Raw genomic sequence first — 26253 nt, forward strand, 5'->3', positions numbered from 1 at the left:
GGGAAGGCGAATCTTGAAAGCGACCATCGACGAGGTCTACGACCCGCAAACGCTGCGCCGCCTGCAGCTTGTCGAGCTCGACATCCTGAAGCGGTTCGACGCCATGTGCGCCAAGCACAGCCTCGAGTACTTCGCCGTGTACGGCACAGTGCTCGGCGCCATCCGCCACGGCGGCATCATCCCCTGGGACGACGACATCGACATCGCCATGCCGCGCCGCGACTACGAGCGCCTCGCCGAGCTGGTGCCGCTCGAGTTCGGCGACGAGTTCTCGCTCCTCAACGGCCAGATCGACCCGCGCTACCCCTTCTGCACGAGCCGCATCATGAAGAAGGGCACCGAGTTCCGCATGCTCTCCATGAAGGACTGCCCCTTCGAGCTGGGAATATTCCTCGACATCTTCTGCTTCGACAACCTGCCCGACGATGAGCGCGCGCGCCGCCGCCTCGTGCGGAAGTGCTGGGTGCTCGAGAAGATGTGCATCCTGCGCAACACCCCCTTCCCCAACCTGCCGTACCGCGGGCTCAAGCGCGCGGTGACGTACGCCCTGTGCGCCGCGGGGTCGGTGTGCATGAAGGTGTTCCCACGCGCCAAGCTGCACGAGTGGATGCAGGGCGCCGCGCGCGCCTACGAGCACGAGGAGACCGGCTACATCGGCTGGCCGTTCGGGCTCGACCCCTCGCAGAGCATCTACCCCAAGAGCATGGTGTACCCGCTCACGCGCGCGCCGTTCGAGGACATGCAGGTGGTCATGCCGAGCGACCCGCACGGACAGATGCGCCTGTGCTACGGGGAGACGTACATGACGCCGCCGCCCGACGGGCAGAAGTCCTACATCGTGCCCTACCGCCTGAGCTTCGGGGACGAAGGGGAAGAAGGGACTGGGCGCGCCTAGCCCAGCTTGCTGCGCTCGCTGGGCCGAGAGCGGAGCTCATCCGTTCGGACAATCCCACTCGCTGCGCCCGGCGGGGCTGGGGCAGAGCTCAGTCGCTCGAACAGTCCTGCTCGCTCGAAAGCGCCGCTGGCGCTTTCGGCTCGTGCGGAACTCGCTTGGTGAGCACCGCCCCAGCCCCGCCGGGTGCTTGGCATTACTTCACGCCAGAAAAACCTGTCCCAACCTCCATCAAACCAGGCGGCATGCGTCCATGCCGCTAGCTTGTAATGCGGTACAGGCGCATGTCTCCTTCTGCCAGAACTGGCTCGAACCCGGGCGTGTTGTCGCTGATCGCGCTCACGCCCTGCCACTGCTGCCACTCGAACGTGAACAGGTGCCTGCTCCTCTCGAGCTTGGGGTCGCCCTGGTCGAGCAGCAGCAGATAGGTCGCTCCCACCGCGTCAACGGCGTCCCGCACGTCGGGCTCCGTCGCTATGCCGCGCAGCTGCTCGCGGATGAGGCGGCTCTCGGGCGTCTCGTCGCCCTTGCCGTAGGGGCCGTTGTAGCGGTAGTAGGTGTTCATGCCGCAGAGGGCGTAGGCGTACTCCGAGCCGTCATCGGGCATGTTGAGCACGAGGTCGCCCCGGGTGATCGCCGCCGCCTCCTGCGCGAACGCGCGCTCCTCGGGACTGAGGATGTTGTCGGCCGTCGGGTCGTAGGCGACACGCGTCGAGTGCGCGAGGTCGCCGAACGCCGTGCGAACAGGCCCTTCGCCAAGCGGACAGAAGCTCACGACGGCGAACGCCAGCACGCACGCGCAGGCCGCAGCCGCCGGGGCACGCCCGCCTGCCGCGCCCACCACCCGCGCGCTCGCCGCGGCATGCGCCGCGCGCGCCAGCCCCAGACTCGCAAGCGGGACGGCGTAGAACGCGAGCGATGACCCGAGGCGCGCCGCGTCGGTGTACCAGAAGCCCGCGAGCAGCTGCTTCGCAAGCCCGTCAGTGGCGAGCGTAACCACGTAGATGCCGCCCATGAGCGCGTACGCGCACAGGATCCAGGTGTAGCGTCGGTCGCGCCACGCCTGCGCCGCGCCCGCGAGCACGAGCACGCCGAGCAGCACCTGGGGCAGCGTCTCGCGATAGCTGAGCAGAAGCAGGTTGCCCAAGGCGGTCTGCGGGCTCGCGTAGGCGGGCCACACGTGCCAGACCACCTCACGCAGAAACGGCAGGCTGAACAGCGCGCACCAGATGGCGACGATGCACGCCACCGCCACAAGCGAGGCCAGGTTCCTGCTTCGCCTCGTGTCCCTGCCTTCGCCCAGAAGGCGCGGCACGCGGCGGGCGAGCTGCACGCAGTACGGGATGAGGAACACCGCGGCCGTGAACACGGCGTTCGGCTGGGCGAGCGCGAGCGCCACGATGCCCGCGGCGAACAGGCCTGCCGCCGCCACGCGCTCGCCGCGCGCGGCCCCCTCGGCGAAGATCGCCATGAAGAAGCAGATCACCGACGGCATGAGCGCGAAGGCGGCGAGGTTGGGGTACAGCGGCCCCCAGTTCACCATCTGCCAGGGAAACGCCGCGAACGCGAGCGCCGCGAACGCTCCGCACAGAAGCGCGCGCGGGTTGTCGCGAAACACGCAGCGCAGAAGCGCGAAGGCGCCCGCCGGGTACACCAGCCCCGCGAACAGGAAGTTCGTCGCATTCGCCGCCACCGCGACCGGCGCGCCGAGCGCGGACGCCGAAAGCGCCGCCGCAACGTGCCATGCCGTGGGGTAGAAGCTCCACCCCGCGATGGGCATGGTCGTCGCGCGCACCTCGGGCGCGTACGTCGCCACATCGAGCGATGACCAGCAGCCCGTTTCCGCGAACGTGCGGATCATGCCCAGATGGTGCATGCTGTCGAACGATTGTGTGAAGCCCTCGGGGCTGCTCAGCGAAAGCACGGTGAACCACGTGGTCACGACAAGACCTGCGCCCACGTAGAGCGCGAGGCACTTCGCGTCGAAGCGCTCGCGCAAACAGCGCGGCGCGCCAGCTACTTCGACCGCGCAGACGAGGCGTGCCGGCGCGCGCCACGGGCGCGACAGCGCGAACATGAGCGCGCAGGCCGCCGTCGCCAGCACGCCCACGCTCGCCCAACTCGCGAACACGCCGAGCTTGGCGTAGACGATGCCGAGAGCGCCGAAGAGCGCCACCGAGGCAACGGGCGCGCAGGCAAGCGCCGTCAGGCGACTCACCCGCATGCTCCTGATCAGAAGGTATCCCGGGACCCACAGAGAGGCCGCCTCCAGAAGGACGCACCCGGCGAAAAGCCCCCAAGCTCCCAAGCTGCTCAACGCCTCTCCCCGGCACCGCCCGCGTCAGCCGCGCGCGAGCCAGAGGCGGCAGCGGCTCCTGCGCCAGCGGCGGCAGCGGCAACCTCCGCGCCTGCGCCAGCGGCAGCAGCCGCGCGCGAGCCCGCAGCCTCCGCGCGCGCATCCCGGGCCGAGCATGCGGCACCGGACGCGGCGCCATCCGCGTCCGCATACCCGAAACGGCCCGCGTCCAAGTCAGTCAGCGCCTTCTCCTGGATGAGCTCAGCCTGCTTGGTGCGCAGCCGCGCGATCTCAGCCGTCATGTAGAACATCTTCACCAGCAGAACCGCGATCACGTAGAGGAACACGAAGTTGACCACCGACTGGAACCCGAGCACGTCGGCGATGACGAAGGCGAGGCGCGGGAAGACGGCCAGGATGACCAGGCTGAGCGCGAAGAAGAACCAGAACACCGAGTCGGCGACGGCGATCTCGGACCGCCTGATCTTCTTGAGGGCCAGCGCGAAGATGCCGACCGCGCCGATTATCAGCAGTATGGCAAACGGCGGCGTCACTTCAACCTCCTGAACCACTGGGCGACGAGGATGGAGATGCTCATGCGCAGCATGTACGACACCGACTTGGTGAGGTTCAGATAGCTCTCCCCCGCCATGCGGTCGCGCATCTCAACTTGCACCTCGGACACCTCGGTTCCCCGACGCATGAGGAACGCCAGGGAGTCGGGCTCGGGACCGAGGTCCGTCTCCTGCGCGAAGAGCCTGATCATCGAAGCGTCGAACAGGCGCATGCCCGAGGTGGGGTCCTTGACCGTCCGCCCCGTGGTCAGGCGGATCATGGCCGTGATCAGCGTCGACCCCATCATCCGCGCGGAGAGCGGCTTCTTCTGCGTCTGGAAGCGCGACCCGATGACGATGCTCGCGCCCGACTTCTCCGCCTCCTCCACCATGTGGGGGATGTAGGCGGCCGAATGCTGCCCGTCGGCGTCGAACTGGATCGCGTAGTCGTACCCGTTGCGATAGGCGTACTTCATCCCCGTGCGAAAGCCGCCGGCCAGCCCCATGTTGGCGCACAGCGACACGAAGCGGTATCCGCGCTCACGGCATATCGCAGCCGTGGCGTCGCGCGACCCGTCATCGACGACGACGTAGTCAACCCCCGGCGCGTTGAGGCGCAGGTCCTCAACGGTGGAGACGATGTTCGCCTCCTCGTTGTACGCCGGGACGATAGCGAGTATCTTCTCCCTCACAACCCTGTTCACTTCCCGGATGAAGACGGCGGGCCGTAAAGCCGCGTCTCCAAAATGGTCCCCCTTGAGCGCTCGCCCCACGCCGAGCCTCGGACTCGCGCCGATGAGAAGCGCTCTTTACACTGGCTTTTCATTATCCTTCAAGCGACGTCCCGTGGCAATGCGTCTCTTTTCGTTCGATTCCTTGCACAGGGCGTTCCAAACCAGTATACTCAGCCGTTGTTTTGAACATCCCTTGCATCCGGGAAGGCATGGGCTACCTGAATATGAACCTCTCTGAGAACGAGTTCAAGGTCCTCGCAACCTTGAACGGCGGCAGCGTCGCCTCGCAGCGCGACCTCGCAGCAGCGGCTGGCGTGTCGCTCGGAACGGCGAACCGCTCCCACCGCGCGCTCGCGGAAGCGGGCCTCGCGGCAGGCTTCGACCTGACGGAGGCCGGGCGCGCGGCGCTTGAGCCCTACCGGGTGGAGAACGCGGTCATCATGGCGGCGGGCCTCTCGTCCCGCTTCGCCCCCATCTCCTACGAGAAGCCGAAGGGCCTGCTCAAGGTGCGCGGCGAGGTGCTCGTCGAGCGCCAGATCAAACAGCTCCAGGAAGCCGGCGTCACCGACATCACCGTCGTCGTCGGCTACAAGAAGGAGTACTTCTTCTACCTGGAGGACGCCTTCGGCGTGTCGATCGTCGTGAACCCTGAGTACGCGTCGCGCAACAACAACTCGACGCTCAAGGTGGTCGAGCACCTCCTCGGCAACACCTACGTCTGCTCGTCGGACGACTACTTCACCGTAAACCCCTTCGAGCCCTACGTCTGGAAGGCCTACTACGCCGCCGAATACGCCGAGGGGCCGACCAGGGAGTGGTGCCTCAAGACGAGCGCCCGCACGCGCGACCGCATCGCCGGCGTGACCGTCGGGGGCTCAGACGCCTGGTACATGATCGGGCACGTCTACTTCGACCGCGCGTTCTCGCGGCGCTTCGTCGAGATCCTCGACGCTGAGTACGACCTGCCCCAGACTGCCGGCAAGCTGTGGGAGGAGCTCTACCTCGACCACGTCAAGGAGCTCGACATGCGCGTGCGCCGCTACGAGCCGGGCGTGATCTTCGAGTTCGACTCGCTCGACGAGGTGCGCGCGTTCGACCCGCACTTCCTCGAGAACCTCGACTCGGAGGTGTTCGACAACATCACGCGCACGCTCGGCTGCGCGAAGTCCGAGATCCACGACGTGTACCCCTTGAAGCAGGGCCTCACCAACCTGTCATGCCACTTCCGCACGTCAGACGGCGAGTACGTCTACCGCCACCCCGGCATCGGCACCGAGAACCTCGTCGACCGCGCCGCCGAGGTGAAGGCACAGGAAGCCGCGCGTGACCTGGGGCTTGACGGCACGTTCATCTTCGAGGACCCCGTGCGCGGCTGGAAGGTCTCGCGCTTCATCCCCCGCTGCCGCCACCTCGACCCGCATGACGACGCGCAGCTCGCACGCGCCATGCGCACCGCCGCCCGCCTGCACGCCGCCGACGTGAGCGTCGAGCGCGCCTTCGACTTCTACGCCGAGGGCAAGCGCTACGAGTCCATCCTCCTCGCGCGCGGGAGCATCGACGTGCCCGGCTACCACGAGATGGCTGCCGACGCGCGGCGCGTGAAGGAGCTCGCCGACGCAGACGGCGCGCCTGCATGCCTCACCCACAACGACTTCTTTCACCTCAACTTCCTCATCGACGAGGACGACCGCTTGAGCCTCATCGACTGGGAGTATGCCGGCATGGCCGACTACGCCAGCGACTTCGGCACGTTCACCGTGTGCTGCGAGCTCACCGACGAGGAGGCGCGCCGCGCGCTCGCCCACTACTTCGGACGCGAGCCCACGCCTGCCGAGGTACGCCACAACTTCGCCTACGTGGCGCTCGCCGGCTGGTGCTGGTACGTGTGGGCGCTCGTGAAGGAAGCCGAGGGCGACTTCGTGGGCGAGTGGCTCTACATCTACTACAACTACGCCAAGCGCTACCTCGGCGAGGTCCTGCGCCTCTACGAGGAGGCCGTCTAGCGAAAGCACGGGCAGGTGCGGGCACCCGACGCCTCAGCCGAGCGCCCCAGCCGAGCGCGCCCCGCAAACGGCACCCGCAAGCAAGCCATCAAGAGAATCGAGCACAGCATGGAACAACGCGTCAGGAAACTTCGCGAGGAGCGCAGGAGGAGGTACTTCGTCCGCGGCGTCGCCTTCGCCGTGGCCTCGGGCATCTGCTACGGGCTCTACACCGGGTTCCTCACCCTGGCGGAGACGCAGGGCGTGTGGGGCGAGTGGTTCGCGGGCGGCCCGTGGGGCGGAGGGCGTCCGGCGCTTTCCGCGTTCACCGTCACGTTCGCGCTCGCCGCGCTCGCCGCCGGCATCAACGACCTGTTCAGCGGCGTGTGGTCGCTCGCCGTCTGCGCGAAGAACCGCCAACTCGGCGACTTGGCCAAGACCGTGAGGACGAAGCCCGGGCTCGTCATGGTGCTCTGCGCGGCGATCGGCGGGCCCTTCGCCACCATCGCCTACATCGTCGGCCTCAACGCGGCCACCGCGGCGGGCAACCCCGGCGTCATCGTGCCCATCGCGGCCCTGAACTGCGCCATCGGCGCCGTCCTGGGGCGCGTCCTGTTCAAGCAGGACCTGAGCGCGCACAAGGTCGCGGGCATCCTCGTCTGCCTGGTCGCCGCCGCGCTGATCGGAGGCACGAGCTTCGCGTCCATGGGCCCCGAGGCGCTCACGGGCTGCCTGTTCGCGTTCCTCGCGGCCTTCGGGTGGGGCTTCGAGGGCTGCGTCGCCGGCTTCGGCACCGTGCTCATCGACTACCGCATTGGGATAGCCATCCGCCAGGCCTCCGCGGGCATCCTCGAGCTCCTCGTCATGTTCCCCCTGCTCGCGGCCATGGGCGGCGAGGCGGGAAGCGTGCTCGACCTGGCAGGGGCCGCCCTCGCGAGCCCGACCGTCCTGGTCTTCGTGGTGTCCGGCTTCTTCGCCATGCCCGCGTTCTCGTTCTGGTACAAGGGCAACTCCATGTGCGGCACCGCGCTCGGCATGGCGTGCAACGGCATGTACGCGTTCTGGGGGCCGTTCTTCATCTGGGTCATCATGGGCGTGCTCGGCATCGGCGGGATGCCCGAGAGCTACCCGCCCCTCTCGCCGGCGCAATGGATAGGAGCCCTCATCATGGTCGCGGGCATCTTCTGCATCGCCGTCAACCCCGTGAAGCTGCTTCGCGCGAGCAAGGAGGAGGAGTAGCCATGGGCAGGGACCTGATGCCGCTGTACTACGCCATCGTCAAGCACTTCGAGGGCGGAGCGGAGGACTGCGCGGAGGGCGTCGTGCGCGCGCTTGAAGCGGACTACGGCAGCTACAAGCTCCTGACGCGCCCCGACGTCGAGGAGGCGCTCGCCACCGCCAAGGAGAACGGCCTGCTCGACGAGACGCGCTGCGACCTCGACGGAAACGGCGAGCTGCGGATCTACTACCGCGTGTCGGACTTCGGCGCCGACATGATGCGCCGCTACCTCGGCAGGTAGCGCGCGAGCGCCCGGCCGTGGCGGCCGGCTTCGCGCGAACGGCCGAGCTCGTCGCAGGTAGCGAAACGGCAACGGATGCGGACGTCCTACCCTGACCTTTTCGCACAGCGTTAGAATAACGCTTAGGACAAACGCAGCGAGCCGAAGCTCGCTATCCCGAAGCCAACCATATCGCGGAAAGGACGCTCACATGACCGCCGACCTCGCCAGCAAGCTTGCCCCCTTCGGCATCGACTACGCCGACGCCATCGACCGCTACGACGGAAACGCCGCGCTCTACGAGCGTTTGGCCGTGAAGTACCTGAGCGACACGCGCTTCGCGAGCCTCGTGGCCGCCCTCGAGGTCGACGACTTCGACGAGGCGTACCGCCAGGCGCACACCTTGAAGGGCGTCGCGGGCAACCTGTCGCTGTCCGACCTCTACCGCACGGCGGCCTTCATCTCCGACGCGCTCAAGAACGGCGAGCCCGAGCTGGCGAAGTCACGTCTCCCCCAGCTCGAGCAAGCCCACCGTCAGGCCACGAAGGGCCTCGAGCTGCTCCGCGACAAGGCGCTGTAGGAGCCGCCGTCAGAGCTTCGGCGCCGTCCACTCAGCGCTGTCGTCGCTACCAGCGGAACCGCCCGACTGGCCGGCGTCAGACCCTGAGGCCGCGCCGCCGCCCGACCCGCTCGGCGCCGGGGCAGGCGTCGAGCTGCTCGAAGACCCGCCGCCCGAAGCGGAGCCGCCGCCCGTGTTGGCAGGCGCCGAGTACACAGGGGCAGGAGCCGGCTCCTCTGCGGGAGGCTCCTCGACCACCTCGACGGGCTCCTTGCCCACGTGCACCTCGTCGATGTAGAAGGCGGTGCCGTCAACGTCGACGACAAGCGTCGTGCCGATGGAGTCGACCACGTTGAGCGCCTCGTTGACCTCGAGCTCCCTCGCGTCCCCCGTCAACCCGTAGTCGGCGTAGAGGAGCGCGCCCTCGAGGGCATAGCCCTCCCACGGCTCATACGCGGCAGCAGACTCGAGGCGCAGCAGCTTCTCGGGCAGCGTAACCTCCTGGTCGTTTATCACGACCGTGCACAAGTCCTCAGCGGACGCATCACCCTGCAGCTCCGCTTCCTCTCCGGAGCCTTGAGGCTGCGCCTCCTGCGCGTCAGACGCCGTGCCAGAGGCGGCTTCACCGTCAGACGAGGCGTCGGGGGCATCCTGCGCGCCTTCCTCGGAGAACCCGAAGAGGTCGTCCACCTTCACCGTCACCTCGTCGCCGCGATCCAGAATGCCGGCGTAGAGCTGCACGTCGTCCATGAGCACCACTGCCGTCAGCCCCTCGCCAGCCTGCTCAGCCTGGGAGCTCGACGGCTCGTCAGCATAGGCGACGCCGACGCCCCAGAGGAACGGGTCGGCAGGAGGAACATAGCCCACCGGCATAGCCATCTCGTCACCATCGCCCTGCGTGGCCCCCGTGCCACCGCCGCTCGAGCCAGAGCCGCCGGAAGGCGCCGGAGCCGGGCTGGGAGCGCTCGACGAAGACCCTCCGGAGTTGCCCGAGCCGCCACCCGAGTTCCCGCCGCCGCTTGAGCTCGGGGCCTGATAGGAGGTTGAGCCCCCTCCGCTGGAGTAGTCGGCAGCCGGCTCCTCCTCAATCGGCTCGCGCATGATCTTGTCCGCGGGCACATAGCCCTCGAAGCCGTCTGCGTTGCGCACGAAGAGCAGGTCGCCGAACGCGTCGAGAACGGTGACCTCCTCGTTGAGCTGGAGCGTCAGGATGTCATCGCCCGTGAAGTCAGGACGCGCGTAGATGATCGCGTCAGCCGTCGCGTATCCGGTCCACTGCTCGGGAGCCTCCTCGGCAGAGGTCCTCACCGCAGACTTCGCCACGTATACCGTCTTGCCGTCGTACTCCGCCCGATAGTATGCGTCAGCGCGCTTCTCGCTCAGATCAGCTGCGGGGGCCACGTTCTCCAAGACGTCCCCGCGCTTGGCGACGCCAGATGGGATGAGGACGCCATCAGCTTTGACGAACGCCCGCTCCGTCGCCTTCGCGAGCTGCTCGTCGGCAGGCTGCTCGGAGGGAGCCTGCGGCGCACCGCCCTGCCCCAGGGAGGTTGCGGCGACCGCCACGCCCGCCCCCACCAGGACGAGCGCGCACACGCCGGCAATGACGAACTTGGCGCGGCTCGGACGGCGAGACGCATAGGAGTAGTTCCCCCGATCATACGTCGACGCATGCTGCAAGCCGTCACCCTGTGCGTTTTCCTCCCAGCCGACAGGCGCCGAATCAGGTGATTGCGAGACTTCTTCGAGGTCGCTTTGCGGAAGTTTAGCGTGCTTCATGTTTATCCCTTACAAGCGTCGATAATGCCGTGCACGAAATCATAGGCAGCCGTACCTGGGCTGAACGCATCCGCGTTCTGCTCCGCGATGTAGCCGATGCTGCGCTGGACGGTGCCGCCGTACACCACGAGCTGGTTGCCCGAGGAATCCTTCAGAATGGCGTAGGACCGCATGGCCATGTCTTTCTCATACTGGTCCGCCGAGGAGAAGCCCACGAGCACGTTGGTGTAGTTCTCGACGCCGTCCGCCTTGTTGAACACGGGGTTCTGCTTGCCTGCCACGTACGCCTTGCCCCGGCTCACGCCCGGCGTGTCGAAGGTGAGGCTGCCGTCCTCGACGCGGTTGCTCCAAGCGAGCAGCGTGCCCGTCTCGACGACGGTGTAGCCGAGCACCCCGCGGCCCGCAAGCGCAGACTTCGTCCCGCTCGCCATGCCCGTTATCATGCGGATGCCCTTCTTGCCGGTGATGCGGATGGAGCTGCCGGCGTACCTGAGGAGGTCGTTGAAGCCGTAGTACCGCTTCGCCACGTACGAGCCGCCCTTCTCGGTGACGGTCCATACGTACATGTGCGTCGGATACACCGCATGGGGATCCGACGAGGCGGAGTTGAACTCGTAGAGGACCACCGAGTGAGCGCCGGGGCCTGCCACGTCGACGAACCCGTACCCGCCCTGCACGTTCAGGGGCTTCGCCACGCCGTCGACGTATGCCACGCCCGGCTTGGCGAGGGAGCTCGGGACGTCGGCGAGGCTGAACTTGACGGAGGCCACCTGGCTCGACGCGCCGAGCAGCTCGTTAACCTTCTCCGTAAGCTGGTCGCCGTAAGTCGGGTCGGTTGCCCACTTGCTCGTGAGGCCCTTGACGCTCGGAGCGCAGCCGCGGGTGACCAAATGGAAGCGCGGATCAACGCAGTCCTTCTTGAGGGACTCCGTGGTGGCGTACGCCTTGAGGTGCTGGACCTGCGCACGAAGGCCGATGCGAACGGCGTCAGCGCCGTGCTCGCTGAAGTTAGCGCCCGCTGCGCTGCCGTCCGTGGCGCCGAGCCCGCCGAAGTTGCACTGCTCAGCATTGACCTGGTTGCCAAACTGGAGCCATCCGGTCTCTACCATGGACTGCGCGAACACGACCTCCGCGCGGACGCCCTCAGCAGCAGCCTCCTCGCTCACGATCGTGCAGAAGTCCTCGATCGTCGCAGCGCCATGCTTCTTGTAGGTGTCAGACGGATACGGATGTCCCTTCGAGTTGAACCAGGAGACCATGCGCTCAACGGACGCACGTGACGCGCCCATGATGGCGGGATCGTTCTCGTAGGTGGACTCGATCTTGGTGGAGACCTCCTCGCCTGTCTTCTCCAGGTTCGGATCCACCACGTCCTTCGAGAGGCCGTAGTACGCAGCGATGCCCGTGGCGTCCGCCACGCCTATCTTCTCGCACCACGAGGCGTCGCCCAGCTTGTCAGCGTCATCGGGGTTCGTCAAGAAGCCGTGCTCGATGATGATGCCCGGAATACCCCTCCAGCGGGACCAGTAGTTGATTCCGTACCAGTCGCAGATGCCGCCCGGATAGGGATAGGTCTCGCCGGTCGTGCAGTCGCGCGTCTTCGTCCCGCGGTTGTAGAGCCCGAGGGCGGACAAGTTGCTGAGAATGCTGTTCCCCAGGTTCTCTCCCGCCACATGAGTCTCGTTGTACAAGTACGCGCTTCCGTTCGGAACCCAGACCTCGCTGCCGTTGGCCGAGGAGGCGCTCGCCGAGTTGCAGTGGAAGCTGATGATGACGTCAGCGCCCTGGTCGACGCCGGATTGAACGCGCGGCTCAAGGCCGTGGCTGGAGCTGAACTGGGAGGTGAACACCACCTTCACGCCCGCGTAGGCTTTCAGCTCCTCAGCGCAAGCCTGTGCGATCCTCAGGTTAGCCGCAGCCTCCTCGACGCCGTTCCCCGAAGCACCCGGGTCATACGCCCCGCTCGAAGGATCACGGCCATGCCCAACGTCGATGGCCACAACGAGCCCGTCGGAGTCCGCCTCAGCCGGACGCGGCGCAAGCGCCGCAGGCAGAAGAGCCATGCCCAGAACGAGCAGAAGGCAGAGGGCCACTGAGACGGTTTTCCTTGCCAGCGTCCTGGAAAGCGGTTCACGAGTAATATGATGCATAATCAAGCCTGCCTCATTAAGCCAATCAAAAAGCGTAGTAACTGCACAATGATACAACCTCATCGGCTTATCGGCTCAATTTTTTCCGAGATCGCTTGAGTTTTCACGCAATCTGCGACATTTACGCGTACACGCTGTCGAGCGCTTGGAGCTCTTTGAAGGTGTCGATCTCCACGATGTCGTCAGAGCTGCACTCGCGCACATGCACTTGGTAGTGCTGCGAGAAGTAGCGCAGCGGGACCTCGTCCCAGTAGCGCTCCTTGCCTCCCGGCATGTTGAAGGTGGCGGGAATGTCGTCAACGAGCTTCCGCCCGTCCTCTTCGCTCCAATACGAGATGCCCACCATCTGCCAGCAGTCCTCGCCGCCCACCATGATGTCGGTGATCACGTCCTTCTTCACCTTGAAGCACCAGTCATCGCTGCGCTCCATGGGGATGCCCAGGTAGTTCGAATGATACTGGTACTTCGAGATCAGCTTGGGGTTGGAGAGCAGCAGGTCGGACTCGATCACGTAGGCGTTGGAGAGCAGGTACTTCGCCACCATGAGGCTTGAGATGTTGTTGGCCTCGTTGTACATGGGGTTCTCGAGGAACTTGACCGTGGGATACTTGTACAGCAGCTGGTCAAACTGCTCGCCATAGTACCCGCGCACGATGTAGATCTCCTCGATCCCCGCCGCGACCACGGCGTCAAGAAGCAAGTCGATGATGCGCTGGCCGTGCACGCGCACAAGCGGCTTCGGCGTGTTGAGCGTGATGGGCACGAGGCGCGAGCCGAAGCCCGCCGCCACGAAGACCGCGCGCTTGACGCGGTACGGCTCGAGCGCCACCCGCCCTTTGCCCGTCAGGGCGCCTTCTGACACATACCCGCGCTCAACCAGATCGGTCAGGGTCTTGTTCACCGTGCCCACCGAGGCCTTGACCTCCTGGGCGATCTCACGCTGGGTCAAGACGCGCCCCTCAGCCGCCTCAAGCGCCTCAAGCACCTTGAACTCACGGTATTCCAGACTCCCGCTCATGCAACACACTCCGTTCCGCCAAGCCGCCTCATGAACGCTGCCTTGTTCTGGAGGGGTGACGTCGTCGGGCGCCCGAGGTCGGGGCGCGACCCGACAGAGCACTTCACCTCGAGCATGACGGGGCCCTCGGCCAGCCGGACCTCCTCCAGGGCGGCGGCGAGCTCCTCCTCGGTCGACGCGGTCAGGGCGCCGCGGTAGCCGCACGCGCGGGCGAGGCCGGGCAGGTCGACGCCTTTGGCGGCCGTGGGCATGCCCCCGACGCTCTCATGCGCCTCGTTGTTCATCACCACGTGCACGAGGTTGGAGGGGGCGCACTCGCCGATGATCGCCAGGGCCCCCATGTGCATCAGGACCGCCCCGTCGCCGTCCAGGCACCAGATGCGCCGGCCGGGCTTCTGGACGGCGATCCCGAGGGCGATCGACGACGCATGCCCCATCGACCCCACCACCAGGAAGTCGCCGCCGTGGCCCTCCCCGCGCGCCTCGCGGGCCTCGAACAGCTCGCGGCTCGCCTTGCCCGTGGTGGACACGATGAGGTCCGAGCCGGCCGCCCGGCTCACCAGCTCCACGACGCGCTCGCGGGCCATCGCGTAGCCGTTCCCGTACTCGACCTCGTCCTCGCAGCTGAGGGCGCCCTTCCTGACCACGATCGCGACGCTTTGCCTCTTCTCGAGGTCACAGCGCAGATCGTCGACCGCGGCGCGCAGCTCGCCCTCAGTCGTCTCCCTCCCCAGGACGAAGTACCTGATGCCCAGCACGTCCAGCAGGTCCAGCGTGACACGGCCCTGCTGGACGTGCTGGGGCTCGTCGCGCACGCCCGGCTCGCCGCGCCAGCCGATGACGTAGATCACCGGGATGGCGTACACGTCGGCGCTGGTCAGTGACGTGATCGGGTTCACCGCGTTGCCTTGGCCCGAGTTCTGCATGTAGACGACCGGCACCTTCCCCGTCGCCATGTGGTAGCCGGCGGCGAGGCCGACGCAGCCGCCCTCGTTGGCGGCTATGACGTGGTGCGCGGGGTCCGTGCCGTAGCGCGCCATGAGGTGCGCGCACAGCGCCTTGAGCTGGGAGTCGGGAACGCCCGCGTAGAAGTCGGCGCCCAGCGCGTCGACGAGGATCTTCGCCTCCATGTCAACCCCCTACCTGACGCCGAGCGCCTCGAGCGCCTCGGACAGCACGCCCATGAACCCGTCGATGTCCTCGGGGACCAGCGCGCCCAGGGTGCAGAGCCGGAACGTGTCCTGCCCGTCGATCTTCCCGGGGTAGATGGTGTAGCCCCTCTCGTAGCAGTAGTCGTGTACCTTCCCGAAGTCCCACGCGGGATGGTCGGGGTACCTGACGGACACGACCAGCTGGCTCTGGTGCTCGGGGGCTATCGCCTCCTCGAGCCCGAGCTCTGCGAGCCCCGCGTGGATGCGACCGGCCAGGGCGCGGTGGCGCGCGTACTTGGCCTGCTCTCCCTCCTCGAAATACTCCCGCAGGGCCTGCCTGGCAGCGTAGACGGTCTGGACGGGCGGCGTGAAGTGCATCTGCCCGTGCTCCTCGAAGTAGCGGTACTGCCGGTAGAGGTTGCAGTAGTACGAGCGCTTGGGATGCCCCGCGCTCGCCTCGATCAGCGACCGCCTCGCGATGACGAAGGACAGCCCCGTCATCCCCTGGATGCCCTTCTGGGCGCTGGCCATGCAGGCGTCGACGTTGTCGGCGACCACGTCGATGGGGATCATCGCCAGCGAGCTGGTGGTGTCGACCACCAGCGGCACGCCGGCGGCGTGCGCGGCCGCGCCGATCTCGCGAATCGGGTTGAGCACGCCGGTGCCGGTCTCGTGGTGGGTGGTGTACACCAGCGACGCCTCGGGGTGCCTCCGCAGCGCGTCAGCCACCTGCGTCGGGTCCACCGGCCTGTCGACGGGCAGGTCCATGTCGACGAAGTCCAGGCCGTAGTACTCGCATACCTCGCGCGCGCGCTTGGAGTAGGCCCCGTTGTTCGCGAGCAGGACCGTGCCGCCCTCGGGGGTGAGGGAGCTTATAGCCGCGTCGATGCAGACGGTGCCGCTCCCGCAGAACAAGACCGCCGCGTATCCGGCGTCCTCGCCGTGCACGATCCTCACGAGGTCGGCTGACACGGCGCGCATGACCTCGCCGAACTCCTTCTCGCGCGGGCAGATGTCGGGAACGACCTGCGCCATCTTCACGGTGTCCGTGGTGGTCGAGGGACCCGGGTTCAGAAGGACGTTTCGCCTTACGCTCATAGCCTGCCTCCTACAGCTCGTCGATGAGGGTGATGATGTCGCCGATCGGCATCAGGCGGTCGTCGACCTCCTTGGCGCGATGGTAGCGGAGGATGTCCTTGGCCGTGGCCTCCATGGCCGGGAACGCGCTGCGCGTCAGCTGGTTGGCGTAGATGACCACGTTGACGCCGTGCGCGGCGAGCTCCGCCTCGGTGATGGAGTCGAACGACGACGGCACGACCACGATGGGAGTCATCGGGTCCTCAGCGCGGAACAGGTCGCAGAACTCGACGATCTCGGCCGGGTCCTTCTTGCGCGAGTGGATCATGATCCCGTCGGCGCCCGCGCCGACGTAGGCGGACGCGCGCCTGAGGGCGTCGTCCATGCCCTGCTCCAAGATCAGGCTCTCGATCCGGGCGATGATCATGAAGCTCTCGGAGAGCTGGACCTTCTTGCCGGCGGCTATCTTGGCGCAGAACCCCTCGATGCTGTCCTGCGCCTGCCTCACCTCGTTGCCGAACAGCGAGTTCTTCTTCAGGCCCACCTTGTCCTCGATGATGACGGCCGACACGCCCATCCGCTCGAGGGAGCGCACCGTGTAGACGAAGTGCTCGGGCTTGCCGCCCGTGTCGCCGTCGAAGATGATGGGCTTCGTGGTCACCTCCATGACGTCCTCGATGGTCCTGAAGCGGCTGGTCATGTCCACCAGCTCGATGTCGGGCTTGCCCTTGGCGGTCGAGTCGCACAGCGAGCTGACCCACATCGCGTCGAACTGGTCGAGGCCACCGTCCTCGGTCTCGACGATCGTCTTCTCCGCGATGAGGCCCGTGAGCCCGCTGTGGACCTCGATGGCCTTCACCGTCCCCCGCATCTCGAGCAGCTGGCGCAGGCGGCGGCGACGGTACTCGGGCATCATCAGCTTCTCGCGCATCTTGTCGTCGATGCGCCTGACCTCATCGCTGTAGGTGTAGGGCGCGTCGATGATCTGGCCGCCGTACTCCCCGAGGCACTTCTCCACGTCGTCCCGCAGAAAGCGCATGTGGCCCTCGAGCCAGTTGTCGCCGTGGATGACGTAGTCCGGTTTTAGCTCGGCGATCACCCTGTCGTACAGGACGTCGTCTTGCCGGACGACCCGGGACACGCCGTCGATGGCCTCCGCCATCGCAACGCGCTCCTCGTACGTCACGGTCGGGAATCGGTTGAACCGGACCATCGCGGCGTCGGAGAGGACGCCGACGACGACCTCCCCGTACGTGAGCGCGCGGTTGATGATGTTGAGGTGACCCTCGTGGATCACGTCGGTGCAAAAGCAGGTGTAAACGGTCTTCGCCACTTCGAGTTCCTTTCCGCGCCTAACCCGCGGTCTCCGTTACCGTTTTATCCTTATGTTAAATCCTTGTCAGAAAAACACGGTTAACGTTCAAGTCAAGGCAAAAGGGTACCCCTTTTGTTCATTTGTGTAAAGAACCGGTTAAGAAATGAACTTCTCGCCTACCGTTCGTCAACAGGCCAGATGTCGCCGGTGAACCTCCAGTTGCCAAAGTCGAGGACATCGCCGGTGATCTCGTACTTGAGGAGGTTGGTTACCTGACCGTCCTCTGCTTCGATCATATGCATCACCCGAACGCGGTCTTCGTCTTCCGAGGCGACGAAAGGCTCTTCCTCTTCTGCGCCCATTGAGCCGAGGAGGACCGAGAACAGATCCTCGTGGGACATCGGCGCATGGTCAACCTGCATAGGACGGTCAGCCCAACCGTTCTTCGCGGAGTCCTTCACGAGCAAGATCGGGGAGGACACGTCGGTGGGCAAGTCGGTCGAGCTTTCCCATTCCCCATGATCAGAGGTGATGACGATCGTGGCGTTATCGTACACGCCGAGGTCTTTGAGCTGCTGCAGGTAAGTTTGCACGATGAGCAAAGACCCCTTGGCCTGACGCTCGATAGACGAGTTGTCCATGCCGATGTCCAAGCCGTTCTCGTCCATGTTGAAGGGAAAATGAGGCCCGTTGAGGTGGATGAAGCGAAACGCTCCCTTGTACTCGCCTTCGGGTTCGAAGGAAAGGCCGTATTTCTGGAGCCTCTCGTAATACCGGGGGTCATCGAGAACATAGACCGTGCTCTCAGGGTCACCATCTGGGTCGTACTCGATAGACTTCTGGTTCACCTCATCCGTGTAGAACCAGAATCGCCATTTCAGAATCCACGGCATGTCCCGATAAAGCGCGCATTTCGTCAGCGAGGAGATAACCCCCAGCTTGTTCAGCGTCGTGGACTCCACCTCGTGCATGTTGATCGTGTTGGAGGCAACCAGGTCATACGCGTCCTCTTTCGACAGATACTGAAGGCTGAAGTTGTTCGAGTAGAGCCCTATCGAATATCCCTGCTCTTGAATCTCATCCAGGAACGTAGCGTCCTTGTATCTCCTCTGATGATAGTCCGACACCTTCTCCCCTATCTCAGGCTGCACGCCCGTGACGAGATACGGGATGGCGTAAGGGGTAGGTATCATGACGCCTGCGTTGTTGTCGTAATAGGTGAAGCCCGAGAACTGGTCGGCGAAGCCTGGCTCTTCCTGAAGAAGCTGGTTCATGAGCCTCGTGTCAAAGTAGTCCAGCACGAGGACGATGACGTTCTCGTCGGCAGAGACCTCGTAGAGGCCGTCCTCGGTAATGCCGAACGCACGAGAGCCGCTCTCATCGCCCTGGTCAGGAGATACGAACAGGCTTGCCACGCCGACGAGCTGGACCACGATGAGGCAGGCGCTGAAGAACCCCATGATGACCTGCGCCCGATACCGGTTGACTCGGCTCAGGACAGGGACGAGCACGAGTATCGCAACCCACACGACCGAGGAGACGATCACCATTCCCATATGATCGCCCCAGTAGTTCACCGTGTTGCCATCCGCCACCGGCAAGCCGTAGTTCATGAACATGGCCTGCAGATAGCAGCACAGCCCGCCGCCGAACAGGAGAGCAAGCAAGTAGCTGAACGCCTTGCCCCTCACGAGGGAGACGGCCAAGGACAACGCCAATACGCACAGAAGGACGACCACCGTCATGATGAGCCATATCTCATCAAGCGAGAACATCAGGTCCTTCTTGCCTCCTGCCACCATCTCGAAGGGAGCCACGATCCCCAGCGTGAACCCGCAGAAGCCGACGACCAAGAGCGAGAGCGCGAACCTTCGCCTCCACGCCGGCTTGTCACCCCTTTCGAGAGAATCACCAGCGCCGCGCTTCCGGGCACGCGCCTTCGCCCTGCGCTCGGAAGGCGCAGCCGGCGCGGCCTGCGCCAGGCCGTCGGCCCCGACCCTCGCCCAGTCGGGGTCCACCTCCTTGTTCGCGTTCTCGTCGATGTTGAGGACCTCGAAGAGCTTCCTGCGCGTCCTGCGCAGGGCCACGCCCAGAACCGCGCTCAAGGCGACGGCGACGCCCGCGAGCGCCTGGATGGTGTACGTCATGACCGAGGGGTCGACGTAGGCGAAGGCCGGGCCCGGCAGGGACGCGACGAGCACCGATGCGACCAGCGCAGCTGCGATGAGGTCGTAGAGCACCAGCGCCGTCCGCGCAGCAAAAACCCTCTTATTCACAAGCTCCACCTTCCACGCGCTCTCCCTGCTTCTCCAGAATCCGCCCGAGGAGATACTCGCCGGCAACCTCGCCGCTCCTCCCGACGTTGTAGATGAACCCTTCGCGGACGGCCCTTATCTCGTCACCCCACCGGGGGGCGTCGGCGAGCATGGCCTCCACCTTGTCACCCAGCACGCCGCATTCCTCCGGAGCAAGGGAGATGCCGATTTGGTTCCTCAAGGAGATGTCGGTTGGCTCCATGCCGAGCTCCTCGTAGTCAGGGTTGCACACCTTCATCGGCGTGTCGATGAAGATCGAGGGCTTGCAGGTTGAGAACGAGAACTCGCACGCCACCGAAGACCAGTCCGTGATGATGATGTCGGAGGTGAATATCGTGCGATTAGACGAGAAGTCCCTCTCGAAGTAGAGCTCGTCCTCGGAAACGCTCTCGTAGCGCGAGATCAGCGCCTGCCAACGCGCCTTGTAGCGCTTCGTGTACTCGGGATGGGGGCGCACTATGATTCGCCAGCCTCGTCCCAGCATGCTCTCAAGCATGCGGTCGATGCACAGATCGAGGATGCAATCCTCCTGCCATGAGGGCGCGATCAGGATGACGGGCCTCTCGTTCGCCTCCTTCAGCTGCCCGAACGACTCGATCTCGTGGTCGAGCAGGGCATAGCCGTACTCGACCAGGTTCTTCTCGGGCAGCGCGCGGAGGCTCTCGGCGCGCCTGATCTCCTTGACCTGGTGGGGGCCGGCGCACATGATGGTGTCATAGTGGTCGAGCGCTTCTCTCCGCGCAACCAGATGGGTCGAGGTCATGTGGTGGAAGAAGAACACGTACTCCGTGTCATCCCGCACGTACGACCGCTTGATGTAGTAGTTGTCCAGGTCCTCCAAGGTCGCGACCACTATGTCGGCGTCCATCTTCATCATGAGCGTGATGGCGCGCTTCTGCCCGATGTAATAGGGCCTGATGCGCGGCTGCTTCTCGGCGATTTCGAATATCTGGTCGTTCGGGTCGTTCGTCACGTAGTGGACGTCTCCCACAGAATGGTCGAGCAGGTAGGTGAGCGGGCCCTCGAAGTACTTGTAGAAGCCGCTCCCCTCCGAGTAGAACACCACGTGCTTGTTGATGACCTTGAAGAAGCGCTTGTAGTCCTGCTTCTCCCTCTTCGCCAGGGGATCCCGCTGATACCACTTCTTCGTCTTCCCGCCGTCGAGGGAGTTCAGGTCCTCCAGCTCCACGCGGCTCGCTTCCAAGTCAGCGTAGTCGATGTGCTTCCTCGGCTTGATGGCGATGTTGCACAGCGCCTGGATGAGGATGGCGGACAGGTTGGAGATGATCCAGTAGAAGCACATGCCCGCCGCAACGAATACGCCGAGGAAGAGGGACAGGCCGATGGAGAGGCCGTTCGTCATGTTCTTCTCAGCTCGGGACTGCTCTCTCTGCAAGGGGTTGATGCGGTTCTGGGCAAAGCCCATGGCCACCGCCGACAGCCCTGCCAGAAGCGGCATCACCCAAGAGACGCCGCCGTCCACCGAGGGGACCATCCCGAGGAACTCCGTGCCGGGCGCGCCGTTGTCCGTGATGAAGTGTATGACGTCAACGAGCCCGAAGAGGATGATGATCTGCACGGCAAGGGGGACCAAGCTGAGCATGGGGTGGTAGTGCTTCTCCTTGTACAGCGCGCTTTGCTTCTCGCCTATCGTCTCGCGGTCGCCGAAGTACTTCACCTTGATTCGGTTGAGCTCGGGCATGAGCTTGACCATGACGATGCTGTTCCACTGGCACCAGAGCGACATGGGGAACAAAATGACCTTGGTGATGAGCGTGAAGATCAGAATGGCAGCCCACCAGTTGCCCGTGAGGTCATAGCACGGTTGCATAACCAGCATGAGAAGGTCGGTCACAAAGGAAAACATATCGGCTCGCTTTACCTGAAGTTTACGGAGAGCCTTTATGTTATCGCTTTATCTTGATCCCGCAACCTCAGCGGTGGTTTTTTATGGTCGACACCACATCAAGCGTGCTCACGTACGTCCACAGCGTCGATGCGAGGTTGCCCCAGCTTCTGCGAGTCGCCATGCGTCCTCCCTCGGCTTCGCGGCGAAGGAGCTCATAGCGATCCTTCAGCCGGGGATACAGCGAGAAGAACTCCCATGCGTGCTTCCCCACCTCAAGCTCGGGAAGCGAGCCTTGCGTCAAGTCACGCACGAGCTGAGCCCGCGCAGCTCCTTCGGGCATGCTCTCGACGTTCCACAAGGCGAAGTCAAGCGCCCAGTTCAAAAAGCCCCGCTCGAGATCCTCGTAGCCCAAGCCGGCGCAAGTGCCAAGCGCCCCAGCCTCCTTCAGGCTGCCCTTGAGGATTGAGATCGCGCGGTAGAAGTCCGCCGGATGCTCCGGCTGAGAGAGCGACACCGACCCCTTCCGATTGGTTCGGTGGTGGATCAGCACCTGGTCGACGACGGAGATGCGCTGGGCCTTGGCAAGCGCCTCGTAGACGAAGCACAGGTCTTCGGAGTTGCGCAGGTCGGGGAAGCACAGCCTGTTGTCGCGGATGAAGTCTGCGCGAAAGAGCTTGTCCCAAGGCCAGCCTGCAAAGCAGCGAAAGACGTCTCCCCCCATGTCGCGTCCCGAGAACACCGAGGCACGCGGGCAGAGGTCAGCGCGGATCGTCCAAGGAGACTTGTGCCAGACGCCCGTCATGTGGTTGAACTCATTCGAGCGGCAGACGATGACGTCAGCTTGGGACTCGACAGCCCGACCCGCCATCATGCGCAGAAAGGACGAGTCGAGCAGATCGTCTGCGTCGAGCATCACGACGTACTCGCCGCGAGCTGCCTCCATTCCCTTGTTTCGGGCTGCGGCCGGGCCGGCGTTTTCCTGGCAGACGCAGGTCAGATCAGCAAACCTCTCCGCATAGCGCCCTATTATCTCGCCCGACCGGTCAGTTGAGCCGTCGTCTACGCATACGACCTCGTAGTCCTCGTAGTCTTGGCGAGCAAGGGACTCGAGGCATTCAGCAAGGCACTCCTCCATGTTGTACACCGTGAGAACCACGGAGACCGTCGGTCGTGTGCCCCGCATGGCGTTATCGGAAGTTCCTGTATGCGTTGCAGACATCCTTGACGTCACCGTTCATGCGCATCTCCCCCTTCTCGATCCACACAGCTTTCTGGCAGATGCGCTCGACCTGGTCAACGCTATGGGATACGAAGAGCAGCGTGGTGCCCTTGTCGTTGACCAGCTCGCTGATGCGGTTCTCGCACTTCTCCTGGAAAAGGAAGTCGCCCACGGACAGCGCCTCGTCGACGACGAGGATGTCGGGCGTCGTTGCCGTGGCGATGGCGAACGCGATGCGCGCGATCATGCCCGACGAGTAGTTCTTCAGAGGCATGTCGACGAAGTCCTCGACTTCCGCGAACTGGATGATGGACCCGAAGTTCTCGTCGATGAACTCCTTCTTGTAGCCGAGCAGCGCGCCGTTCAAGTACACGTTCTCACGTGCCGTAAGCTCGGGGTCAAAGCCCGCGCCAAGCTCGATGAGGGGGGCGATTGCCCCGTTGATCGTGCAGGAGCCTCGCGTCGGCTCCAAAACGCCCGCGACGATCTTCAGAAGCGTCGACTTGCCCGAGCCGTTCGTTCCCACGATGCCGTAGACGTCGCCTTTGTTCACCGTGATGGAGATGTCGCTCAGGGCTTTGAACTCGCGGAAGAAGAGCTCCTTCCTCATCGCCTTGATGAAGTACTCCTTCAAGCTGTTCAGCTGCTCGTTCGCAATGTTGAACACCATGTCGACATGGTCGACGACGATCATGGGCTCGTCGCCCAGCGAAGGATCGCCAGCTTTGCCTTTGAGATCAAGCGTCACGACTACCTCTTTACACGTACAGGATGAACTTATGCTCGGACTTGCGGAAGACCACCAGGCCTATGACGAGCGTGACGAGGGCCATTCCCAGGCAAATCGCATTCTCCGTCAGACCCGGGGTCGTGTTCCACATGCATATCTCCCGGAAGTAGGTCACGTAGTGGTACATCGGGTTGAACTGCATGACGGTCTGCATCCACCCCTCGAGCATGTCGACGGGGTAGAACAGAGGCGTAGCGTAGGTCCACGCCGTGATGACGACTCCCCACAGGTGCATGATGTCCTTGAAGAACACGGCTGCGGCGGCCAAGAGCAGGCCCAGGCCCAAAGAGAAGATCATCACGTAGAGGACGAGAAGCGGCAGCAACAGCAAGTTGAGCGTCGGCATCACACGGTAGAACAGCATGACCAGCACAACCGCGACCAGCGATATGACGAAGTTGACAACCTCGAACGACACCTTCTCCAAGGGGAAGACCAGCTTCTCCACCTTGACCTTCTTTATGAGCGGCGCCGCGTCGATGATGGACGTCATGGCGCCGGTGGTGGAGTTCGCCATGAGGTTGAACAGGATGGTTCCCAAGATCAGGTAAAGCGGGAAGTTCTCGATGGTGAAGCGGAACATGAAGCTGAACACCGCCGACAAGACCAACATCATCAAAAGCGGGTTCAGGACGCTCCACGCGACGCCCAGCACGCTGCGGCGGTACTTGAGCTTGAAGTCCTTCGTCACGAGCGTCTTCAGCACGAAGAAGGAACGCTTCCTTGGATTTGCCTCTACTGCCTGATCAGTCATTACCCCTGCTCCGTTTGTGCCAGCGAACGCCTCGCACACCCTCTCGGCATGGCGAGGAGATGCGCCTCTCCAGTTTGCATCCCGTAATAATACCCTCAAATCCCGAAGCGACATAGCGATAACGCCGAAAAAGCGATTAATATAGATTCGCCGCAGGTAAAGCGCACGGCGCCGCACCTGCGCACGTAAGACCCAAGCTGTCGCTCCCTCTTGCGAAAGTAGGATGATGAAACCTTTCTTCTCGGTGATAGTCCCGCTCTATCAATGCGAACGATACGTCGAGCAATGCCTGCGCTCTCTCACGGACCAGACGTTTGAGGACTTCGAGGCGATTGTGGTAGATGACGCATCGCCAGATGACAGCCTTTCCGTGGCCAAGCGGGTCGCCAACGGCGACGACCGATTCCTCTTCCTCGCCATGCCGTGCAACCAGGGGCAGAGCGCAGCGAGAAACCAAGCGCTCGACCATGCGCAAGGCGACGTCATAGTGCTTCTCGACGCCGACGACTACCTCGATCCCTCCGCGCTCGAGAAGATAGCGTCGAGGTTCCAACGACAAAAGCTCGACGATTTGTACTTCAACGCCGAGGCGTTCTACGAGGACGCCGAGTCGTACAAGCGCGTCGTCGAAGACTTCTCGAAGAGGCCCGAGTACCCGGGGGTCGCCACGGGCATGGAGCTGTTCACCTTCTTCGAGAGCCGCGGGCAGTGGATGCCCCACGGCGCGCTGAGGGCCGTCAAGCGCAGCATCATCGAGGACAACCACATCCGCTTCAAGGAGGGCATCATCCACGAGGACCTGCTCTTCACCTTCCAAACGCTGCTCCTGTCCAAGCGGTCATCCTACCTGGGCGAAGCCCTCTACCGCCGGCGCATCCACACCGGGTCCACCATGGCGGCACCGCGGAAAAGCATGAGGAACATCGAGGGTCACCTCATCGCCGTCAACTACCTGAGAGGGTGGATGCGGGAGCACGCAAGCGAGATAGAGCCAGAGTTTGCAGCCGCAGCCGCGCATCGCATCGAGGACTACCTGAACACGTGCGCCATCGACTATCTCAACGACGTGCCCGAAGAGGAGCGCTCCCGCTTCCTGCGAGACCTGACCCCCCCGGAGCGCGTTGAGTTCGAGCTCGACATCGCACAGCGCGCGGCTCTGCTCTCGGACATCTACCAATCGAGGTCGTACCGCGTGGGCCACGCCCTCACCGCCGCCCCGCGCGCGCTCGCCAACGCGCTCGAGAAGGCGACGCGCAAGCACGCCCGCTAACGCGCCCGCCCTTCGGCGCCTAGGGCGCTGGAGGAAACGCTGAGGGGTGCTTTCGGAAGAACTCCCTTGCGCCTTCCTCCATGAGCTCGGCGAGCAGAGACCAGCTCTGCTCGTCAAAGGCTTCTTCGGAGAGCTCGCCCTCTCTGCGAGCCCTCTGGTATTCGCTGATCATGCGCTCGAGGAAGGCAACGCGCAAGCCCTCGGAGACGCGGGCATAGTTCCAGCGGTACTTTCCGAACTTGTCAGCGTGGAACCACTCGACGAACTTCGCCAACCGCTCGGGGCGGTCCCTCAGGAAGGACTCCGCCTCAGCCAGCTCGTCGCAGACGATCATGGCCCGGTCCGAGGTCTTGACCGAGGAGTTCGGGTTGTCCATGCGATAGTGGAGATAGGGCCACCTGACCAGCACGCACGAAGACGCAGCGAACCAGGACTTCAGCGTGAACGACGTGTCCTGGAAAGCGGCGCCCGGGGTCTCCCGAAAGCGGATCCCCTCTTCAACGAGCATCTTCCTGCGATAGAGGCCCGTCCATATGGCAGGGATGGTGCAGATGATGCTCGGTACGTCAGCCGGATCGAACCGCTTTCCGAAGGGGAAGCCGCTCAGGTACCGGTTCCAATGATCGCGCCCGTCGTACACTTCGAAAAAGGTTGACTTCACCAGGTCGCAGTCGAATCGAGTCGCCGTTCGGTACAGCTTCGCGAGCATTCCCCTGCTGGCATAGTCATCAGACTCGACAATCGACACGTACTCCCCCGACGCGCTGTCGAGCCCGCAGTTCATGGAGGCCCCGTAGCCTGAATTCGGCTTCTCTATCACCCTGATGCGCGGGTCTTCCCCCGCATAGCTCCTCAGGATGGACGAGGAGCCGTCCGTTGAGCCGTCGTTGATGCAGATTATCTCGATGTCACGCAGCGTCTGGCGGCAAAGCGAGTCAAGGCATTGCGGCAGAAAGCGCTCGACGTTGTATACGGGAACCAGCACCGACACCTTCGGAATAGCGCGATTCATTTCACCTCTGTCCTCCACGCGGACTCGCAAACGCCTCA

Annotated in this window: 21 protein-coding genes; 6 read left to right on the forward strand and 15 right to left on the reverse strand. The window is 64.2% G+C overall.

Annotation, left to right across the window (positions count from 1 at the left end):
- The first annotated feature begins 13 nt into the window (after window positions 1–13).
- On the forward strand, window positions 14–895 hold the full coding sequence (locus G7Y49_RS05565; RefSeq protein WP_165171902.1) for a phosphorylcholine transferase LicD: 882 nt from the start codon (window positions 14–16) through the stop codon (window positions 893–895).
- A gap of 256 nt (window positions 896–1151) precedes the next feature.
- On the opposite strand, the gene G7Y49_RS05575 is transcribed toward G7Y49_RS05565, so the two are convergent.
- From G7Y49_RS05575 to G7Y49_RS05585, 3 genes are read right to left on the reverse strand one after another with little or no spacing between them, the layout of a single operon-like run.
- Entirely contained in the window at window positions 1152–3209 is a 2058-nt protein-coding gene (locus G7Y49_RS05575) for a DUF6541 family protein (protein WP_370519606.1), read from the reverse strand.
- Window positions 3206–3742, reverse strand: a complete 537-nt coding sequence (locus G7Y49_RS12085; RefSeq protein WP_206214568.1) for a DUF2304 domain-containing protein — start codon at window positions 3740–3742, stop codon at window positions 3206–3208. The genes G7Y49_RS05575 and G7Y49_RS12085 overlap by 4 nt, the downstream gene beginning before the upstream one ends.
- A complete protein-coding gene (locus tag G7Y49_RS05585; RefSeq protein WP_165171906.1) occupies window positions 3739–4434 on the reverse strand; it encodes a glycosyltransferase family 2 protein in 696 nt (231 codons plus the stop codon). Before G7Y49_RS05585 ends, G7Y49_RS12085 begins: the two co-directional genes overlap by 4 nt.
- A 251-nt stretch (window positions 4435–4685) precedes the next feature.
- On the opposite strand from G7Y49_RS05585, the gene G7Y49_RS05590 reads away from it, so the two are divergent.
- The 4 genes from G7Y49_RS05590 (at window position 4686) to G7Y49_RS05605 (ending at window position 8537) form a co-directional block, all read left to right on the forward strand.
- The gene (locus G7Y49_RS05590) at window positions 4686–6479 is read left to right on the forward strand and encodes a phosphotransferase (protein WP_241157276.1); all 1794 of its coding nucleotides are present in this window, start codon (window positions 4686–4688) and stop codon (window positions 6477–6479) included.
- A 108-nt stretch (window positions 6480–6587) separates the two neighbouring features.
- A complete protein-coding gene (locus G7Y49_RS05595) occupies window positions 6588–7697 on the forward strand; it encodes a hypothetical protein (RefSeq protein WP_165171910.1) in 1110 nt (369 codons plus the stop codon).
- Between the two features lie 2 nt (window positions 7698–7699).
- Window positions 7700–7978: a hypothetical protein gene (locus G7Y49_RS05600; protein WP_206214569.1), complete on the forward strand. Its 279-nt coding sequence runs from the start codon at window positions 7700–7702 to the stop codon at window positions 7976–7978.
- Between the two features lie 190 nt (window positions 7979–8168).
- Window positions 8169–8537: an Hpt domain-containing protein gene (locus tag G7Y49_RS05605; protein ID WP_165171912.1), complete on the forward strand. Its 369-nt coding sequence runs from the start codon at window positions 8169–8171 to the stop codon at window positions 8535–8537.
- 9 nt (window positions 8538–8546) lie between these two features.
- Here the strand turns inward: G7Y49_RS05605 and G7Y49_RS05610 are convergent, their stop codons facing one another.
- The 11 genes from G7Y49_RS05610 to G7Y49_RS05660 all read right to left on the reverse strand — a co-directional run bounded on the left by G7Y49_RS05610 (window position 8547) and on the right by G7Y49_RS05660 (window position 23933).
- Window positions 8547–10295: a hypothetical protein gene (locus G7Y49_RS05610; protein WP_165171914.1), complete on the reverse strand. Its 1749-nt coding sequence runs from the start codon at window positions 10293–10295 to the stop codon at window positions 8547–8549.
- 2 nt (window positions 10296–10297) lie between these two features.
- Window positions 10298–12388: an N-acetylmuramoyl-L-alanine amidase gene (locus G7Y49_RS05615; RefSeq protein ID WP_165171916.1), complete on the reverse strand. Its 2091-nt coding sequence runs from the start codon at window positions 12386–12388 to the stop codon at window positions 10298–10300.
- A 178-nt stretch (window positions 12389–12566) separates the two neighbouring features.
- On the reverse strand, window positions 12567–13463 hold the full coding sequence (locus tag G7Y49_RS05620) for a sugar phosphate nucleotidyltransferase (RefSeq protein ID WP_165171918.1): 897 nt from the start codon (window positions 13461–13463) through the stop codon (window positions 12567–12569).
- The gene (aepY, locus tag G7Y49_RS05625; protein ID WP_165171920.1) at window positions 13460–14593 is read right to left on the reverse strand and encodes a phosphonopyruvate decarboxylase; all 1134 of its coding nucleotides are present in this window, start codon (window positions 14591–14593) and stop codon (window positions 13460–13462) included. The genes G7Y49_RS05620 and aepY overlap by 4 nt, the downstream gene beginning before the upstream one ends.
- Window positions 14594–14602: 9 nt before the next feature.
- A complete protein-coding gene (locus G7Y49_RS05630) occupies window positions 14603–15712 on the reverse strand; it encodes a 2-aminoethylphosphonate aminotransferase (RefSeq protein ID WP_165171922.1) in 1110 nt (369 codons plus the stop codon).
- 10 nt (window positions 15713–15722) lie between these two features.
- Window positions 15723–17024 carry a phosphoenolpyruvate mutase gene (gene aepX, locus G7Y49_RS05635; protein WP_165171924.1) on the reverse strand — a complete coding sequence of 434 codons (1302 nt, stop codon included), beginning with the start codon at window positions 17022–17024 and terminating at the stop codon, window positions 15723–15725.
- A gap of 158 nt (window positions 17025–17182) precedes the next feature.
- Window positions 17183–19282 (reverse strand): LTA synthase family protein, encoded by a 2100-nt coding sequence (locus G7Y49_RS05640; RefSeq protein ID WP_165171926.1) that lies wholly within the window; start codon window positions 19280–19282, stop codon window positions 17183–17185.
- Window positions 19275–21161, reverse strand: coding sequence for a membrane protein insertase YidC (gene yidC, locus G7Y49_RS05645; RefSeq protein WP_241157277.1), 1887 nt, complete (start codon window positions 21159–21161; stop codon window positions 19275–19277). The genes G7Y49_RS05640 and yidC overlap by 8 nt, the downstream gene beginning before the upstream one ends.
- A gap of 94 nt (window positions 21162–21255) precedes the next feature.
- Window positions 21256–22326 carry a glycosyltransferase gene (locus G7Y49_RS05650; protein ID WP_206214570.1) on the reverse strand — a complete coding sequence of 357 codons (1071 nt, stop codon included), beginning with the start codon at window positions 22324–22326 and terminating at the stop codon, window positions 21256–21258.
- 31 nt (window positions 22327–22357) lie between these two features.
- Window positions 22358–23137, reverse strand: a complete 780-nt coding sequence (locus G7Y49_RS05655; protein ID WP_241157278.1) for an ABC transporter ATP-binding protein — start codon at window positions 23135–23137, stop codon at window positions 22358–22360.
- A gap of 10 nt (window positions 23138–23147) precedes the next feature.
- A complete protein-coding gene (locus G7Y49_RS05660; RefSeq protein ID WP_165171932.1) occupies window positions 23148–23933 on the reverse strand; it encodes an ABC transporter permease in 786 nt (261 codons plus the stop codon).
- Window positions 23934–24159: 226 nt separating this feature from the next.
- Here G7Y49_RS05660 and G7Y49_RS05665 point away from each other — a divergent pair, with 226 nt between their 5' ends.
- On the forward strand, window positions 24160–25203 hold the full coding sequence (locus tag G7Y49_RS05665) for a glycosyltransferase family 2 protein (RefSeq protein WP_206214571.1): 1044 nt from the start codon (window positions 24160–24162) through the stop codon (window positions 25201–25203).
- Window positions 25204–25222: 19 nt separating this feature from the next.
- On the opposite strand, the gene G7Y49_RS05670 is transcribed toward G7Y49_RS05665, so the two are convergent.
- Window positions 25223–26215, reverse strand: coding sequence for a glycosyltransferase family 2 protein (locus tag G7Y49_RS05670; RefSeq protein WP_165171936.1), 993 nt, complete (start codon window positions 26213–26215; stop codon window positions 25223–25225).
- Between the last annotated feature and the right edge of the window lie 38 nt (window positions 26216–26253).

It is taken from the genome of Adlercreutzia sp. ZJ242 (assembly GCF_011038995.1).
Lineage (GTDB): Bacteria > Actinomycetota > Coriobacteriia > Coriobacteriales > Eggerthellaceae > CAAEEV01.

Coding starts and splice junctions, on each gene's coding strand:
- G7Y49_RS05590 (WP_241157276.1), top strand. CDS start 4,686: ATGGGCTACCTGAATATGAACCTCTCTGAGAACGAGTTCAAGGTCCTC.
- G7Y49_RS05595 (WP_165171910.1), top strand. CDS start 6,588: ATGGAACAACGCGTCAGGAAACTTCGCGAGGAGCGCAGGAGGAGGTAC.
- G7Y49_RS05600 (WP_206214569.1), top strand. CDS start 7,700: ATGGGCAGGGACCTGATGCCGCTGTACTACGCCATCGTCAAGCACTTC.
- G7Y49_RS05605 (WP_165171912.1), top strand. CDS start 8,169: ATGACCGCCGACCTCGCCAGCAAGCTTGCCCCCTTCGGCATCGACTAC.
- G7Y49_RS05610 (WP_165171914.1), bottom strand. CDS start 10,295: ATGAAGCACGCTAAACTTCCGCAAAGCGACCTCGAAGAAGTCTCGCAA.
- G7Y49_RS05620 (WP_165171918.1), bottom strand. CDS start 13,463: ATGAGCGGGAGTCTGGAATACCGTGAGTTCAAGGTGCTTGAGGCGCTT.
- aepY (WP_165171920.1), bottom strand. CDS start 14,593: ATGGAGGCGAAGATCCTCGTCGACGCGCTGGGCGCCGACTTCTACGCG.
- G7Y49_RS05630 (WP_165171922.1), bottom strand. CDS start 15,712: ATGAGCGTAAGGCGAAACGTCCTTCTGAACCCGGGTCCCTCGACCACC.
- yidC (WP_241157277.1), bottom strand. CDS start 21,161: ATGCTGGTTATGCAACCGTGCTATGACCTCACGGGCAACTGGTGGGCT.
- G7Y49_RS05660 (WP_165171932.1), bottom strand. CDS start 23,933: ATGACTGATCAGGCAGTAGAGGCAAATCCAAGGAAGCGTTCCTTCTTC.
- G7Y49_RS05665 (WP_206214571.1), top strand. CDS start 24,160: ATGAAACCTTTCTTCTCGGTGATAGTCCCGCTCTATCAATGCGAACGA.
- G7Y49_RS05670 (WP_165171936.1), bottom strand. CDS start 26,215: ATGAATCGCGCTATTCCGAAGGTGTCGGTGCTGGTTCCCGTATACAAC.